Below are 17,182 nucleotides of genomic sequence, written 5' to 3' on the forward strand. Positions count from 1 at the left end.
ATGTAAATTAAAGTATGATTTCTGTATATTCACCTGTTTGGCTGTCTATTATGGTTAAGATAGAACCGGTGCGGGTTTCATCTATAGTAATCACTAATCCACCGATTTCATAAGTTCCAGGTTCTGTTCCTATGCCTCCTTCACCGGTTCCATTTCCAAACATTCCTCTTGTAAGTTGATTGAGGATTTGTCTTTTGATAGAATCTTCAAAATTACTCAATGGACTATTATCTAGACCGGAGGACATGTCCTGATCGTCAAACGGATTTTGGGCATTGGCAGATGACAAAAGCCAAGAATAGTTTAAATAGCTTCCACCGAAATTTGGATTGACAGGTTCGTAGTTCAATTGTTGCCCGTAAAGTTGATTTCCAATGGAAAAAAGGGTAAATAATATGAGGAAAGATAGGGTTTTCATATTGTATGATTTTAGTAGATAAATTCCTTATTTATGTTTTCTTTTTCTTGTGCGTATTTTGCAAGATTTCGAAGGGAAATTTTTACTTGGTGCTGGCTATATTCTTCATTTGGATTGGTGAAAAATTCATGTATATTTTCTTGATCAGCTTTTACTTGAATGATGCTGGTTTGTCCTCTGTAAGGCATTTCAGAAATGGTTATGATGAAATTGTATTTTTTTGGATATTGATTGTAAACGGAAAAAAATTGGTCATAGAAATCTTTACCGACTTTAGTTTTTGATTCATCCACTACCAATCCTTCTAGCATAAGTGATGTTTCTTCAACCTTTGCATTGGATTTTGGATTTATTTCGATGGAGTCTTTGGCAATCAATTTATTTTTGTTTTCATCTCTTATATAAAGGATGGCTTTGATGTTTTGGCTTTCATCTTGATTCAATTGCGTAAAAGAGAGGTTTTTTATTTCACCTGGTTCTAAGGTAAATTTGCCGCTTTGTTTATTGATTGAAAGGTTGTTTTTATGATCAGTTTTTTTGACAAGAAGCAAATAATTGTATTCAAAAAATAAGGGACTTTTGTTTTGAACTGTTGGTTGTAGTGTTAGTGTATTTTCAGTTTCTTTTAATTCAATTTTCGCTTCAATTAATTTCTCTTCGATTTCCTGCGCGAATGATGTCAGCGGGAAAAAGAAGATAAGAATGAAAATATATACAAAAGGTTTCATGGGTAGTTTCTTATGATTACATTTCGGTTGTCTCCTTGGATGTTGATCGTTATGTCGTTCATAATTTGGTTGTTACCGTATATTTCTACGTAACTGTTTTGTCCTTCGACATTAACATTCAGGTCAGATGGTAAAATGGAGGTTTCATTGTAATAAAATTGTTGAAAATCTCCGGTTTGGGTGACTGAAATTTGTTTAGCGTTAACTACAGCCAGGTTTTGGTCGCCCATTTGTAGGATTTGGGTATCATAAATTCCACCTGTATTCATAGAAATATATTGAAGAAGTTCAGATTCTGAGGCAATTTGAGATTTTACAATAATTGCCAAAAATGTTCCTATGATAATTAGTATTGGTTTCATATCGAATTAATTAAAAAGGAACTGCCCTATAAATTTACCTCCCCCATTTTCGGTAAACTTTAGGACAGCCCTATAAATTAGATTGATATTCCTTGGGGGGAGAAGTAAGGAATATTAATTAGTCTGTGTAACAATCATTGAGTTGCTATTTCCAACTTGAACTCCTAAATGAGAATGGTCATCACCCAATTGTGTAATGTAAGAGTAGTTATCATCTCCAAACTGAACATCAACAGCTGTGTTTCCAGAGCCTACTTGCCATTGGTCGATATAGTTATCTTCACCAACTTGAAGAGCATAAGCATCATTACCAAATCCATCTTGGTACTGGATGATTAAGTTGTCTTCACCATATTGCTCAGCTGCAGCAGAGTTCAATACACCATATTGCTCTTGGTAAACTTCGTTAAAATCACCATCTTGCATAGAAGTCGCAGAATTGAACCATCCATCTTGATGTTGGCTGGTATAGTTTCCAACACCTACTTGATCTGTTTCAGCGTAGTTTCCAACACCGATTTGCATTTGTTCATTAACATTTGCAATACCTAATTGGTCAACATAAGCTACGTTTGCAACTCCAAGTTGAGTAGTAGAGTTTGAATTAAACCACCCTGTTTGGTTTACATAAGCTTCATTAAATGCACCAACACTTAATGTTTCATTGTCATTGGCCCATCCCATTTGAGTTGTTTCCGCATGATTGGAAAGTCCTACTTGGGTAATAGCATTGTCGTTGTCCAAACCTGCTTGATAAACAACAGCAGAATTGTCAACACCAAATTGAAGTGTAACATCGTTGTTACTTTGAGCGAAAGCTACAGTTCCTAGTGCTAAAGCTGCACTTAAAAATAAATTTTTCATGATATAAATAAATTTTAGTTAGTACCGCAAAGCTATACCCACCCACCCAAAATTATCTCATTGTTTTTCGTGGTTTTTATAAAATACTCATTTTCCGGTAGTGAAAATTTTCCCATAATTTAAAAAAAGGGATTTTTCCTGTTGCGGACTCATTTAATTATATTAAATTAGCAGGTGTATAAATAATAGACGTATAACTTTAACCCAATTATGATTGCGTATGATTAAATGATACTAAACTCCCCCCATCTCTCACACTAAAACTAAATTAACCTATGGAAAAATCTATGAATGTCTACCTGGCAATAGAAAATGCAATATTGCTAAAAGGATTTGAAGGATTGATTTTGGAACAATTTAATAACGCTCAAGTTAATGTTGTGTCCAATCCAAAAGAATTATTTGAAATCAATTTTAACAAAGATCCTGAAACCCAAAAAATCTTGATTTATGACGCTGCAATTGGTTTTGATCAACCCAATCTCTATTTGCATAATTTGATTCAAACCTATCCCAATTTACGAGCATTAGTTTTGACTTCAGAATGTAATGTAAAAAGGATGAAATTTTTATTGAATGCAGGAATATCGGGCGTTTTAAGTCCTGAAATTTCTTCTAAAGACTTTGTCGATATGCTTCATGATGTATGCAATGGGAAAATATGCTTATCACCCAAATACCAGAAACTGGTCATTAATCAATTTTGTAAAAAAGAAGAAAACCGAAATCCTATTGGATTGGAGATCAATGATGCCGATTCTTATTCAGAAAATGAATATGTTGACGAATTGTTTGGTTTAACCAAACGTGAAAAGGAAATTCTTTGTTTGGTCTGTAATGGAATGAATACAAAAGAAATCTCAGAAGAACTTTTCATCAGTTTACACACTGCGGAAACCCACAGAAGAAATTTGTTGAATAAACTTGACGTTAAAAATACAGCCCAAATGGTGAAAGTGGCTGTGGTCAGTAAATTGATCGCTATTTGATAATCAGAGCCTATAGCATGCTAATATTTGAAGTTTAAATAATATTAAATTGAAAATATAGTGTGCTATAGGTTATTTATTCAAAAAGAATTCCTCGACGCTCTGCGTCGGAGTTTCCACTGAAATAGTCATCCCTGAACTTGCTTCGGGATCTAAATAAAGAATTTCGTTTCAAGAAATTCTTTATTTTCCCTCAAAATCCTGTAGAACAAATCGCCAAGGTTTATTTTTCCAAAATTCACCGGCGTAATCAATGCCAATTCTCGGGGTTGTAATAACTTCTCCTTCAATTTCTGATGCTTCTAACCAAATTCTCTTTGAAGTCTCCAAATCTTCTCCATAAAAAGATTGATCCAATTGGAGTAATTTCCCAATTCTACCGGGACCAGAACAACCTTCAATTCCACGAATTAATACTGCTTGAGGTTCATCTTCTTTTCCGGTCACGAAATTCAACATCCAATACATCCCATAAATCAAATACACATAAACCAAACCTCCTTTTTCAAACATGATGGAAGTTCTTTTTGTCTTTCCCTTGCTTGCATGACAAGCCAAATCTTCCGGTCCGACGTAGGCTTCGGTTTCGGTGATTTTTGAACGAATGATTTCACCATTTTCAAACTGGCGAATCAAAGTTTTTCCAATAAGATTTTCAGCAATAAAAACCGCATCATTAGATTGGAAATAGGATTTTGGAATTCGTTCTTTCATTTTTAATTTGATTGATTTTATTCCCGAAGCCAACAAAAAACGCTATTCAAATTGAAAAGCGTTATATTTATCTTTAAATCAACAGACTAAACCGTCATGATTTCCTTTTCTTTTACTGCAAAAATCTCATCAGATTTTGTGACGAATTTATCGGTCAATCCTTGAATTCGATCTTCATATTGTTTTTTCAAATCTTCAGAAGCTTCTTCATTTTTCTTCACATCATTATTAGCATCTTTCCTTGCATTTCTGATGCTTACTTTTGCATTTTCTGCTTCGGATTTGGCAATTTTCGCCAATTCTTTACGTCGCTCTTCAGTAAGTGGTGGAATGCTGATGATGATCATGTCGCCGTTGTTTGATGGCGCAAATCCTAAATTGGAATTGATGATCGCTTTTTCTATTTCTTGAATTAGATTCTTTTCCCATGGCTGAATGGTCAAAGTTCTTGCATCTGGAGTACCGATGTTTGCAGCTTGGGAAATAGGAGTAGAAGACCCATAATAATCAAATCGAACAGTCGAAAGCATCGCCGGGCTGGCTTTTCCTGCACGCAATTTGGTTAACTCTTTTTCTAAATGATCCAAAGCCTTTTGCATTTGGTCTTTTGCTATGTCTACTATAAAATCTAATTCTTCCATTTTACTAATTTTACTAATTTGAATTTCGCAATGCGAATATATCAAATCAAATTTTAATTCACCAATGTTCCTACACTTTCACCCTTAAGCAATTTTTGTAAATTGCCTTTCGAATTCATATCAAACACGATAATCGGTAAATTATTTTCCTGACTTAGTGTAAATGCGGTCATATCCATAACATTTAATCCTTTTTGATAGACTTCATCAAAAGTCAAGGTTTCGAATTTTGTTGCTGTTGGATCTTTTTCTGGGTCTGCTGTATAAATTCCGTCTACTCTTGTTCCTTTTAGGATGACATCTGCATCGATTTCGATGGCACGTAAAGTTGCAGCGGTATCAGTAGTGAAATAAGGATTTCCGGTTCCGGCACCAAAAATCACAACTCTTCCTTTTTCTAAATGTCGTGTCGCCCTACGTTTGATAAAAGGTTCTGCGATTTGCTCCATTCTAATTGCGGTTTGTAAACGCGTATAAACACCGGCTTCTTCAAGTGCAGATTGTAATGCCATCGAGTTGATGACCGTTGCAAGCATTCCCATATAGTCACCTTGAACTCTGTCCATTCCATTGGCTGCACCGGCGACTCCTCGGAAAATATTTCCTCCTCCAATCACGATGGCCACTTCCACACCCATTTCGACTGCAGACTTGATTTCTCCAGCATATTCGTTTAATCTATCAGGGTCGATTCCGTATTGACGATTTCCCATCAGTGCTTCACCGCTTAACTTTAGAAGGATTCTTTTGTATTTCATCAGAAATGGATTTTTGGATTTTGTGTTACAAATATAAATGTATTCAAATGAAAATAAGGCAAGGAATTTATATAAAAAAAGCAGGCTCATAGAGAGCCTGCTTTTAAAGTTAAGAGAATAAGGGAATTTATTGAACGGTTGTTACTTTAAATTTATAAGGTGTAGTCCATACATCAGGCATGGTTTCTTCTGCGTTATAATCTATTTGTCGGTTACCGGTTTTGGTTCCATCAAAACGAATGTAATAAATGCCGGGATCGAGTGTGCTATTTGTGACTTTATAATACAATGTACCAGCTGTATGATTGGTTGAATTTCCAAAAATATCGGTTGTTGTAGTCGTTAGTTCTGAATGGTCTTCTCTGAAAATTCTCATGCGCATAAATTCGTCCGAAGGACATTGTTGAACCTCAACTTTTATTTTAGCCGGTTCATTAATTCTAACTTTGTACCAATCAAAAGAAGTTTCAGAAGATCCCATGACTTTATAACCGGCATTGGCAAATGCTTCCAATGTCTCATTTTTGGGGATAAACTTTGCTTGTTCAAAGGTGTCATTAAGTTCAAAGCAATCCATAAGCCCAACATATTCCCAATTGATTGTATAGGTTTCAGGGAAATTCCCACCGTTTATGAAAGGATTAACCGTTACGTCATAGCTTACACCGGGATGTGCCAAAAAAGCAACTTTCCTCGTCTGTGGTGTACTGGACCCGCCAGCAGAGCCATTGATAATAGGGTAAGGTGCTCCCGGAATTTTAATGTCAATCCAAGGAACAGATTCTTCGGCAGTTAAAGTTACAATATAATATCCACCGGCTGGATCGCTTACCGCCGGAAGTAATCCGGGGTATTCATCAAATTCATTGGCTTCAGACCAGTTATTGGTTAAGTCACCTGAAAATGCACCCGCATCATAAGGCGAACAGTCATTTACTTCCGGATCAGGTTCTGTGTAAGTTCTTACCCATTTCTGTTCGCTGCCTGGAGCTACAATTCCTACATAAATGCGTAGCGTGTCATCTTGTCCCAATTGCATAATGGCATCATAATAAAGACCGTCAGAACCGAGTTCTAGGTGTTCGTATTCATTTTCTGCAGTAGCTTCTATGTCTTTCCATTTGATGCTGTTCAGTGGGTAATTTGAATTTAAAGACTCGGTTATTTTTCCTTGGTTATTGGTGACGTTTATCTTCATACCGTTGTTATTGGGGTTGTTACCGCCGACCCGGAACCAATTGCCTTGTATGGCATCTAAGTTATATTGAGGATCTGGTTGATCTCCTCCACCTGTGTCGTCATCGCTATTTGTACATCCGATTATGGCGATTGACAGAATGAATAAATACAAAAATTTTGTGATTGTTTTCATGATTTTAGTTTTAATTGATGTTATTAAGTTCGTTGATAGTTTATGTTTAATTCTCCCGAAATGGGGAAATTTTCTTTTTCGGTTATTCCACTTCCTAGTCCATCAAAGATTATTTTGAGTTCGTTTTCACTAAATTTTTCAATTTTGATGATTCCATTTCGGAAAATGATGCGTTTGTTCATTTTTTTGACATTTCTTTCTTCATTGAAAAAATTTAGGTCAATGATGACTTTCTCTACATTGTCTTCCGGTATTTTAAACTCTTTGGGAAGTTTTTCCGCAAAATCAGTTTGATAAAAGTTCAGATTTAGCGTTACAGGGTTATTTTCTTCTCTTACCAAGAATTTGATCGGTAATTCCTCAAATGAAACATTTATAGGGAGAATGTTTTGCTTTTCAATGGTAAATACTTTTCCTTCCATTTTGATTTTCATGGCTACATCGCTAGTAGTTGCGATCATCGTGTCGTTTAAAGAGAGAGGAGACCCGGTTATTTTGATGGAATTTTCTGTGCAAGAAATCAAAATGAGAAGAAAAAATACATATAATAAGTAGTTAGATTTCATAGTCCATTTGTTTAATTGTAAAAGTATAAATGAACTGAAATTCAGGCTACTACAAATGTTTTTTTTGCTATAACAAATGTTTTTCATCTTTTTTACTAAATGAAAATCAAATTAATTATAGAAAATTAATAGTTTCTATTTTCTTGGAATTCCAATGGAGTACATTGAAATTTTTCTTTGAAACATTTAGAAAAGTAAGAAGGCGAATTGAACCCAACTAAATAAGCAATCTCTGAAATATTTGCGTCCGATTTTAACAATTCTTTTGCCATTTTCAATCTTTGTGTTCGGATGAATTCGGTAGTGGAGACACCCAATATGGAATTAAGCTTTTTATGCAGTTGGGATCTGCTCATCCCCATGAGTTGAGCAAATGCTTCACCGGTTAAATTTGAATCCGTAATATTTTCATTTACTACTTTTTCCAATCTTTCCAAAAAAGCTTGTTCAGTTGAAGTTACATAGAGTTCAGGAGATAAATGTAAAGTACTTGAATATAATTTTTTTAATCGGTCCCTCGTTTGCAGTGCGTTTTCCATTTTTAAGACAAGGATCTCGCTATTAAACGGTTTTGTGACATAGTCATCCGCACCGGAACGAAGTCCCAGGATTTCATTTTTATCTCCAGATTTTGCTGTGAGAACTATGATAGGAATATGACTGGTTAGTACATTTGATTTGAGCTCATTGCATAACTCTATTCCAGTTTTTTCCGGCATCATGATATCGCTGATGATCAAATCCGGAAGTATGCTATAAGCCGTCCGGATACCTATATTTCCATTTTCAGCTTCTGTAACATCAAATTGAGCTTTGATTATATTTTTGATGTAAAGACGCATGTCCGGATCATCCTCAACGACCAAAACTTTAGGCAAATCACTCGTATTTGTCTGACTTTTTTCGATTGAATTTGCATTTTTTGGTGGTAAAGTGTTTTGCAGTTGATATTCGGTTTTTTTCAATATGATTTCTTCTTCTTGAAAAGATTTAGGAGCAATAGGCATTTTCAATGTGAAACAAATTTCATCAGACTTTAGAAGTTTTGCATCAATAGAACCCTGTGCCAGTGTGACCAATTCTTTCACTATAGAAAGTCCTATGCCCACACCATCAGTTTTGTTTGATTTTCCTAAATAATATCGGTCAAATATTTGATCCAATTCATTTTCAGATAGATTATTACCACTATTGCTTATGTTGAATAAAAAATTGTCCTTTTGTTCAATAGCCGTAAGTGAAATGTATCCATTTTCAGGTGTGTATTTTACAGCATTGCCAAGTAAATTTGTCAATATTTTTTCACAAATTTCCTGATCAAACCAAACATTTTCTAGCCCTCTTATTTCATGGATGAAATTTATATTTTTCTCTTTTGCTGTAAACATGAAATTGGCGATGATTTGTTGCAAAAGTGCATTTAAATTGCCTTTTGAAATTTTCAACTTTAATTGTCCGGTATCCAATTTTGCCATTTCCAATTGTTGGTTTATCAAATGCAAAAGACGTTTTGCGTTTCGTTTGATAAGGTTCAGTTCGAGTGTATCATCTTCAGAATTATCTGTTCTTTTTAATTGGTTTTCAACAGGGCCGGAAATCAAGGTGAGCGGTGTTCGGAATTCGTGTGAAATATTATTAAATAAATTGGTTTTCAGTTTGTTGAGGTTTTCTAGTCTTTCAGTTTCTTCGTGCTCTATTTCCAGTTGCATTTGCAGTTTCCACCTCCATTTGAAATAACGGTAAACGAAATAACCCATCAAAACCAAAATGAGAAAATATAAGATAAAAGCCAAGTTGGTAGAATACCAAGGTTTGAGGATTTCAAATTGCAACATAGCAGGGATTTCTCCCCAAAGACCATCATAATTACTGGAAACTACTTTAAACGTATAAACACCTGGTGGAAGGTTGGTGTAATGTGCGGTATTTATGTTATTTGCTTCAGACCAATTTTCATCATAGTTTTCTAATTTGTATTTGTATAAATTTCTTTCGGGTAAAGTAAATTGAAGGCTGGAAAAAGTAAAATCTACTGTATTGTCTTTGAAATTATATTGCTGATTTCCAAGTAGAGATTGAGGTTGGTTAACGATTTTAAATTGAGAAATGATGGTTTTGGGTTTAATGGGGTTAAAGGAAAGTTCATCCGGTTTAAACCAGTTTAAACCTTTAATTCCTCCGAAAAATAAAATTCCGTTTTCCGCTGCATGAAATGCCCCGGTGTTAAATTCAAGTGACTGCAAGCCTCCATCGTCTGTGAAATTAGTAAACTCCTCATTATCAATGTTGAATTTACTTATACCTCGATTGGAACTCAACCATAAATTGCCCAAACCGTCTGGAAGTATTCCATATACAACATGGTTTGGCAAACCCTCTTTAGTCGAATACTTTTTAGTCTTTTTAACATCTAAATCATATTTTACCAAACCGTTACCGTTGGTTCCAACCCATAAAATATTTCTTTCTTTTTGATAATAGAGCGACTTTATTTTTTTCGTAAGAAACGGGACGTTTTCTATTTTTTTTGATTTCTTTTCAAATCGGTACAATCCATTTTTATCCGTTGCTAACCACAATTCGTCTGTCTTTCCTTCTATGATATGCCGTATATTCAAAACAGGCAAACCTTTACTATCATTTGGGTATTTTTCCAATTCACCCACTTCCGGATCAAACAAAACCAAACCTTTATACCGAGTACCCAACCAAACTTTTTCAGAACTATCTTTAAAAATTGTCCATATACTTTCAACATTTAGTCTAGGAGTAGAATTTGAGTCATAGTTTTTAAAATTGCCGTTTTTAAAAATGGAAAGACCTTTGTCTTGTGTACCTAACCAGAGTGCATTTTTATTCCATAAAAGACTGATGATCCGGTTGGACGAAATCGTAGCGTTTTCAGTAGTATAAGTTTTATAAGTATCTGTTTTTAAGTTTAATTCAGTCAAACCTTTTCCGGATGTACCCACCCAAATGTTGCCATTGTTATCAGTAGTTATAGAGCGTATCACATCCAAATTTACTTTATCCGATACTTGTTCATTTGTCAGTTTTTGAAATTTGAAAAAATAATCGTCATAATAATTCACACCACCGCCATCTGTGCCAATCCATATAGTACCTGTATTGTCCTCAAAAATACATAGTAAATCATTGTAACTTATTGAATTTGGGTTACTTCTATTAAATAAGAAATGTCGGATAGATTGGTTTTTAAAGTCAAGCAAATACAAACCATTTCCGTAGGTTGCGATCCACAATCTGTTATTTTTGTCATAATGAATGTCCTCTATGTTTAAATCGTCCGGTAATTTTTCTTTTCCTAAATTTTTGAAATTCAACCATTCATTTATTTTGAAATCGAAATAATAAAGTCCACCACCAAAAGTACCGGCAAAGAGTTTACTTTCATCTGCAGATTTTGTCAAACAGCTGAATGGATGAACAGAACTGGATTTTTGAAACTGGTATTTGTGGGCTTGGATTTCTAAAATACCTTTTGAAGTTGCAGCCAGTAATTTTTTTTCAAATTCTAAAAAATCATAGACTGAATTGTATCGCCAGTCTTTCTCTTTGAGAATTTGAATGGTGTCATTTTCATTTATTTTATAAATACCACTTTCGTGAGTCCCTATAAATAAGTTATTTGATTTGTTTTTATGAATTGAACTCACCTTTGAGAAATAATCGCTTTTTACAAATCTTTTGAGTTTTGTATCAAATTTTTTTAAAATCCCAGAAAGCGTGATGATCCAAATATCTCCTTTTAAATCGATGTAAATTTTACCCAATCGACTGTAATCAGCACGAGTAATATCCTCAAATTGTTCTTGAAAATAAATATAACTTCTACCATCAAATCGATTGAGTCCATCCTGCGTTGCAAACCATAGAAGTCCGGTTTGATCTTGCGCTATACTGATGACACTGTTTTGCGAAAGCCCATTTTCAACGGTTAAATTTCGAAATAAAATTTGCTTTTCTACTTGCGAAAACAAGAAGGAAGTACTTAAAAATGATAGTATGAGTAGAATTTTTTTAAACAATATGCTTTTCTTCAAATGTAAGAAATTGAAGAAAAATTAAAAAGAAATATCGAGATTCAATCCCTATATATTTCCCAAAAACTCCATCGTATCCACACCATCAGCATAATCAGTCAGCGAGGGCTTTTGCGTTTGACCAAATGGAATTTCAAATCCATTTCCGACTACGCATTGAATTTTTTCTTGATGTGATTCTAATTCTTTTTTGACTTCGTCCAAATTTTGATAATACTCAAAATGAACCACACCTATGGGACTATGCAATTCTTTTGATGCTTTCAACATCAGAAAATTATTGTCCAAAAACGCTTGTTGTTCCATCAAATAAATCGCACGGTTGTAATCGTAATTATTGGCATACTTCGTGTGATTAATGATCGGATTCCAATCATAAAACGCTTCAAAAATCAAATCGGTATTGTATCCTTCAGGCAGATACAATTTGGTCACATTTCGACAACCTAAACCAAAATACCGGAAAATATCTTCGCCTAATTTTTTCAATTCTTCTTCAGATTCATTTCCGTTTAAAACCGCAACCGAAGTTCGGTTTTTACGGATGATATGGGGAATTTCTTTGAAATAATATTCGAAATAACGCGCTGTGTTATTGCTTCCGGTGGCAATTACCGCATCTACTTTTCCCAATCGTTCAACTTTTTGAATCGAATCGTTCAAATCATCATCAAATTCTTTTAAATAATTCAATACGAATTCCATCAAAACTTGGTCTTTTGAAGAAGTTTTTACCATCGCATGATTTCCGGAAAACAAAACCGTAACCAAATCATGAAATCCGACCAGCGGGATATTTCCCGCCATCACGATGCCTATGTTTTTTGGATTTTCAGTGTATGGATAAGATTTCAACCATTTCTCTAAATTTTCAATTGTCAGGATTTTGCCCCATTGCGCCAGACAGAATTTCAAATTCTCTTGGGTAAACCATGGATTTTGAAGTTCAGCCAGTTTTAATTTAGCTAAAAAATCTTCTTTGAAATATTTGTATTTGGCTAAATTATTTTTGTTATCTAATTCATTTTCAGTTATAAATTTAAAAAACTGACCTAAATCATAAATGGCGGAAATACGAGTGGAAATAGACATAAAATCTGAAAAAAATTGGTACTTTTGCGGTGCAAATCTAAGGAATTAGATTTTAGTATGAATGGGTTTAAATTCTTTAAAAGATTTGCATTAAAATTCAAAATATAAAAAAATGGCAATCATAATCACTGATGAATGTATCAATTGCGGAGCGTGTGAACCTGAATGCCCAAACAACGCAATTTATGAAGCTGCAGTTGACTGGCGATATGCAGATGGAACTGAACTTCATGGAGATATCGTCAATATAGATGGAGCGTCTTTTAACGCAGATGAGGCACAAGAGCCTATAAGCGACGAAGTTTATTACATCGTTCCCGATAAATGTACAGAATGCAAAGGTTTTCATGAAGAACCACAATGTGCGGCGGTTTGTCCGGTGGACTGTTGTGTCCCGGATGATGATCATGTAGAATCTGAAGAAAGATTATTAAGCAAAAAGGCATTTATGCACAAGGAGTAATCTTAAAATTATCTATATCAATTATTAACATCAAACTTTAATACAAAATAAATCAACATGAAAATCCACAATTTCAGCGCAGGACCTTGTATACTTCCACAAGAAGTTTTTGATAAAATGGCAGAAGCCGTATTGAATTTTAACAATTCCGGTTCGTCTATCATGGAAATTTCTCATAGACGTGCAGATGCACAAGAAGTCATCGATAATGCGATTCAACTCGTAAAAGATTTGATGAATGTTCCAGACACGCATGAAGTGATTTTTACCCAAGGTGGAGCTTCGCTTCAATTTGTGATGGTACCATTTAATTTGATGAAATTAAACGGAGGAAAAGCGGCTTATACCGAAACGGGAGCTTGGGCGAAAAACGCCATCAAAGAAGCAAAAAGAATGGGCGAGGTCAATGTTTTGGCTTCTTCTGCCGATAAAAATTTCAATTATATCCCAAAAGGATTTTCTATACCTTCTGATGTGGATTATTTCCATTGTACTTCCAACAACACGATTTTTGGAACACAGATGAAATCCTTTCCAAATAGTCCTGTTCCGTTAGTTTGTGATATGTCTTCAGACATCATGAGCAAACCGGTAGATGTTTCAAAATTTGATGTGATTTATGCCGGCGCCCAGAAAAACATGGGACCAGCAGGAAGTGTGGTAACCATCGTGAAAAAAGATATTTTGGGTAAAACGGGACGTGATATTCCTAATTATTTAAATTATGAAACCCATATCGCAAAAGGAAGTGCGTTTAACACTTGGCCGGTTCTAGCCGTTTATGGTGTGATGTTGAATTTACAATGGTTGAAAAATTTAGGTGGTGTTCCTGAAATTGCAAAAAGAAATGTTGCAAAAGCGGAATTGATGTACGGTGAAATTGACCGAAATGGAATGTTTACCGGAACTGCTGAAAAAGAAGACCGCTCTGAAATGAATGCAACTTTTGTGTTGAAAGATGAAAGTCTGAAAGCTGAATTTGATAAAATGTGGAAAGAAGCCGGAATCTCCAGTTTGAACGGACACCGTGATGTAGGCGGATACAGAGCAAGTATGTACAATGCTTTACCGATCGAGAGCGTTCAAGTTTTAGTGGATATAATGAAGGAATTCGAAACGAAATTTGGGTAAATTAGAATTGAGACATTAGACACAAGACATTAGAATAATAAAGTTTAAGAAATATCAATACGTTAATAATTTTAAAATAAATAGATTTAAGGCAAAATCTAATGTCTAAAATCTAATATCAAAAAATCTATAAAAACAAAAATGAAAGTATTAGCAAACGACGGAATTTCACTAGCCGGAAAAATATTATTGGAAAAAGAAGGTTTTGAAGTCTTGACGACTTTCGTCGCACAAGATCAATTGGCCGATTTCATCAACAACAACCAAATCGAAGTATTATTGGTTCGAAGTGCAACCAAAGTTCGCGAGGATTTGATCGATGCAACGAATTTGAAAATCATCGGTCGAGGTGGAGTCGGAATGGACAACATCGACGTGGAATACGCAAAATCAAAAGGAATTTTGGTGATCAATACGCCGGCAGCTTCCTCAGCTTCTGTTGCGGAAATGGTGATGGCGCACGTTTATGCATTGTACAGAAATCTTCACGGTTCCAACCGTATGATGCCTTTGGAAGGCGAAACTAAATTCAAAGAATTGAAAAAAGCCTATGGTAAAGCCTTCGAATTGAGAGGTAAAACATTGGGAATCATTGGATTTGGAAGAATTGGTCGCGAAGTTGCTAAAAATGCAATCGGTGCCGGAATGAAAGTCATTGCGTATGATCATACGTACACAGAAGCGGAAGTTCCGGTTGAATTTTTTGACGGTCAATGTGTGATGTTTCATTTTGATATTCAGTCATTTGAAGAAGTAATTGCCCAGTCTGACATCATCACTTTGCATGTTCCTGCACAAGAAAGCTATGTGATCAGCACAGCTGAAATTGAAAAAATGAAAGACGGCGCGATGATTATCAATACGGCGAGAGGTGGAGTAGTGGACGAAGAAGCCTTAATTGAAGCTTTGGATTCCGGAAAATTGTCAGGTGCCGGATTGGATGTTTTTGAAGATGAGCCAAAACCAAGCGTTCGTTTGTTGATGAATGAAAAACTCTCGCTTTCACCACATTTGGCAGGAAGTACAGAAGAAGCACAGGAGCGGATCGGAATCGAGTTGGCAGAGCAAATTGCGACGTTTTACAAAGGAGAAAAAGTACTTTAATTTTTGTAAATTTGTGCCATGCCGCAATTCAAACCCTTTAAAGGAATACGGCCCGTAAAAGAAATTGCGGGCTTTTTTTCAACCAAATCAGTAGATAATTATTCGGAAGAAGAATTAGTACAGGAAGTAACCCAAAATCTTGACTCGTTTTTACATATCATCAAGCCCACTTGGGAAGAATCTTCATTGGAAACAGATGAAAAACATAAAAAGGTTAGTCATAATCTTCAAGAATTTTTAAAAACTTCCAAATCAGATTTAGATAAACCATCATTTTATATCTACCAACTCACCAAACCCAGTAAGGAACAGGTTAGAGGAATCGTCGGTCTGGTTCATATGAAAGATTATGAAGCAGGAAAAATCAAAAAACACGAAGAAACCCTTACCAAACGAGTGAATTTATTTGCCAATTATTTGTCCAACATACATTTTCATGCAGAGCCGGTATTGTTGACCTATCCGCATAACCAGCGCATCGATTTGCTCATGGATGTCGAAATGAAACGACTTCCCGTCGCTGCTTTTAAAGACAAACAGGAAAACCAACACCAACTTTGGCAAGTAGAAAACAGATTGAATTTACAACAAATTAAAGATTCTATCGAGAAATATGAAACCCTTTACATCGCAGATGGACACCATCGCATGGAAAGTTCATTGGTCTATTCCCAAAAAATGATGGAGGAAATCAAAGGTGCAACTGACTCCGATCACTACAATTATACTATGGCAATGTTGGTTTCGGATAAAGAGTTGATAATCAGGGATTACAATCGGTTATTGAAAGATTTAAATGAACATGATTCTACAGAATTTTTAAATAAATTATCAGAGAAATTTGATATCGCAGAGCGCGGAGAAAATCCATTTTTTCCATCTAAAAAACACAATTTAGGATTGTATCTCGATGGGAAATTTTACAGTTTGTTTGTGAAAAAAGAGAATTTAACGGTTCAAGGGCTTTCAGAATTGGATACCTATTTATTTGAAGAATTGGTCTTAAAACCAATTTTGAATATTCAAGACTCTCGTGTAGATGACCGAATTGATTTTATCCGTGGAACAGGAGATTTGAATGGAATTAAAAATATAAAAGCGAAAGTAGATGCCGGTAAATTCCGCGCCGGATTTTTCTTCTATCCTGTGGCATCGCATGATTTGGAAAAAATCGCCGATTTGGGATTGAAAATGCCACCCAAAAGTACCTATATCGAGCCCAAACCACTCAGCGGATTAACCATTTTTCAATTAAAAGAATGAATCATTTAGTCGAAAATTTAAAACAAATTCAAAACGAAATTCCGAAGGAAACCATTCTCGTAGCCGTTTCCAAAACCAAACCCGTAGAAGAAATTCAAATTCTTTTTGATGCAGGCCAATTGGATTTTGGTGAAAATAAAGTGCAGGAATTAGTCGAAAAACAACCTGTTTTATCCAAAGAAATTCGTTGGCATTTGATCGGTCATTTGCAAAAAAACAAAGTGAAATACATTGCGCCATTCGTGCATTTGATTCACAGCGTGGACAGCGAAGATTTGTTAAAAGAAATCAACAAACAAGCCTTGAAGCAAGAGCGAATTATCCTTTGTTTATTGCAAATTAAAATTGCGGATGAAGATTCAAAATTCGGAATGGAGCAGGAGGAAGCGCAACGAATTTTAGCGACTTATGAAACGAATTTTCCATTTGTGAAAATCGTCGGACTCATGGGAATGGCAACGTTTACGGAAGATGAAAACCAAATCCGAAACGAATTCCGAAGATTAAAAATATTCTACGAAAAATTAAAAACCACGCACGGATTTACCACTTTGTCAATGGGAATGAGTGATGATTATAAAATCGCGCTGGAAGAAGGAAGCAATATGGTGCGTGTCGGAAGTAAGATTTTTGGAGCTAGAAACTACAATTAA

Annotated in this window: 17 protein-coding genes; 6 read left to right on the top strand and 11 right to left on the bottom strand. The window is 35.1% G+C overall.

What is annotated here, in order from left to right; translation table 11 throughout:
• Positions 1–7: 7 nt before the first annotated feature.
• The 4 genes from HU137_RS08170 to HU137_RS08185 all read right to left on the bottom strand — a co-directional run bounded on the left by HU137_RS08170 (position 8) and on the right by HU137_RS08185 (position 2,372).
• Complete coding sequence (locus tag HU137_RS08170; RefSeq protein ID WP_182043355.1) at positions 8–418, bottom strand: curli assembly protein CsgF; 411 nt, start codon at positions 416–418, stop codon at positions 8–10.
• 11 nt (positions 419–429) lie between these two features.
• A complete protein-coding gene (locus HU137_RS08175) occupies positions 430–1,146 on the bottom strand; it encodes a CsgE family curli-type amyloid fiber assembly protein (protein WP_182043356.1) in 717 nt (238 codons plus the stop codon).
• On the bottom strand, positions 1,143–1,508 hold the full coding sequence (locus HU137_RS08180; protein WP_182043357.1) for a hypothetical protein: 366 nt from the start codon (positions 1,506–1,508) through the stop codon (positions 1,143–1,145). Before HU137_RS08180 ends, HU137_RS08175 begins: the two co-directional genes overlap by 4 nt.
• Positions 1,509–1,622: 114 nt before the next feature.
• Complete coding sequence (locus HU137_RS08185; protein ID WP_182043358.1) at positions 1,623–2,372, bottom strand: hypothetical protein; 750 nt, start codon at positions 2,370–2,372, stop codon at positions 1,623–1,625.
• A 287-nt stretch (positions 2,373–2,659) separates the two neighbouring features.
• Between HU137_RS08185 and HU137_RS08190 the strand changes: the two genes are divergently transcribed.
• On the top strand, positions 2,660–3,361 hold the full coding sequence (locus HU137_RS08190; protein ID WP_182043359.1) for a response regulator transcription factor: 702 nt from the start codon (positions 2,660–2,662) through the stop codon (positions 3,359–3,361).
• Between the two features lie 183 nt (positions 3,362–3,544).
• Here HU137_RS08190 and HU137_RS08195 read toward each other — a convergent pair whose 3' ends face one another.
• From HU137_RS08195 to HU137_RS08225, 7 genes are all read right to left on the bottom strand, one after another.
• Positions 3,545–4,075 carry a DNA-3-methyladenine glycosylase gene (locus tag HU137_RS08195; RefSeq protein WP_182043360.1) on the bottom strand — a complete coding sequence of 177 codons (531 nt, stop codon included), beginning with the start codon at positions 4,073–4,075 and terminating at the stop codon, positions 3,545–3,547.
• Positions 4,076–4,161: 86 nt separating this feature from the next.
• Entirely contained in the window at positions 4,162–4,716 is a 555-nt protein-coding gene (gene frr, locus HU137_RS08200; protein ID WP_182043361.1) for a ribosome recycling factor, read from the bottom strand.
• A gap of 53 nt (positions 4,717–4,769) precedes the next feature.
• Positions 4,770–5,474 carry a UMP kinase gene (pyrH, locus tag HU137_RS08205; protein ID WP_182043362.1) on the bottom strand — a complete coding sequence of 235 codons (705 nt, stop codon included), beginning with the start codon at positions 5,472–5,474 and terminating at the stop codon, positions 4,770–4,772.
• 127 nt (positions 5,475–5,601) lie between these two features.
• Positions 5,602–6,846 (bottom strand): hypothetical protein, encoded by a 1,245-nt coding sequence (locus tag HU137_RS08210; protein ID WP_182043363.1) that lies wholly within the window; start codon positions 6,844–6,846, stop codon positions 5,602–5,604.
• Positions 6,847–6,869: 23 nt separating this feature from the next.
• Complete coding sequence (locus HU137_RS08215) at positions 6,870–7,412, bottom strand: hypothetical protein (RefSeq protein ID WP_182043364.1); 543 nt, start codon at positions 7,410–7,412, stop codon at positions 6,870–6,872.
• A 125-nt stretch (positions 7,413–7,537) separates the two neighbouring features.
• Positions 7,538–11,476, bottom strand: coding sequence for a hybrid sensor histidine kinase/response regulator transcription factor (locus HU137_RS08220; protein WP_182043365.1), 3,939 nt, complete (start codon positions 11,474–11,476; stop codon positions 7,538–7,540).
• A 48-nt stretch (positions 11,477–11,524) separates the two neighbouring features.
• On the bottom strand, positions 11,525–12,568 hold the full coding sequence (locus HU137_RS08225; RefSeq protein WP_182043366.1) for an acyl-CoA reductase: 1,044 nt from the start codon (positions 12,566–12,568) through the stop codon (positions 11,525–11,527).
• A 112-nt stretch (positions 12,569–12,680) separates the two neighbouring features.
• Between HU137_RS08225 and HU137_RS08230 the strand changes: the two genes are divergently transcribed.
• The 5 genes from HU137_RS08230 to HU137_RS08250 all read left to right on the top strand — a co-directional run bounded on the left by HU137_RS08230 (position 12,681) and on the right by HU137_RS08250 (position 17,182).
• Positions 12,681–13,031: a 4Fe-4S dicluster domain-containing protein gene (locus HU137_RS08230; protein ID WP_182043367.1), complete on the top strand. Its 351-nt coding sequence runs from the start codon at positions 12,681–12,683 to the stop codon at positions 13,029–13,031.
• Between the two features lie 57 nt (positions 13,032–13,088).
• Entirely contained in the window at positions 13,089–14,162 is a 1,074-nt protein-coding gene (serC, locus tag HU137_RS08235; RefSeq protein WP_182043368.1) for a 3-phosphoserine/phosphohydroxythreonine transaminase, read from the top strand.
• A 141-nt stretch (positions 14,163–14,303) separates the two neighbouring features.
• On the top strand, positions 14,304–15,266 hold the full coding sequence (locus tag HU137_RS08240; RefSeq protein ID WP_182043369.1) for a D-2-hydroxyacid dehydrogenase: 963 nt from the start codon (positions 14,304–14,306) through the stop codon (positions 15,264–15,266).
• Positions 15,267–15,284: 18 nt separating this feature from the next.
• Positions 15,285–16,529 carry a DUF1015 domain-containing protein gene (locus HU137_RS08245; protein ID WP_182043370.1) on the top strand — a complete coding sequence of 415 codons (1,245 nt, stop codon included), beginning with the start codon at positions 15,285–15,287 and terminating at the stop codon, positions 16,527–16,529.
• A complete protein-coding gene (locus HU137_RS08250) occupies positions 16,526–17,182 on the top strand; it encodes a YggS family pyridoxal phosphate-dependent enzyme (RefSeq protein ID WP_182043371.1) in 657 nt (218 codons plus the stop codon). Before HU137_RS08245 ends, HU137_RS08250 begins: the two co-directional genes overlap by 4 nt.

Origin of the sequence: Moheibacter lacus (assembly GCF_014042165.1) — a bacterium.
GTDB lineage: Bacteria > Bacteroidota > Bacteroidia > Flavobacteriales > Weeksellaceae > Moheibacter > Moheibacter lacus.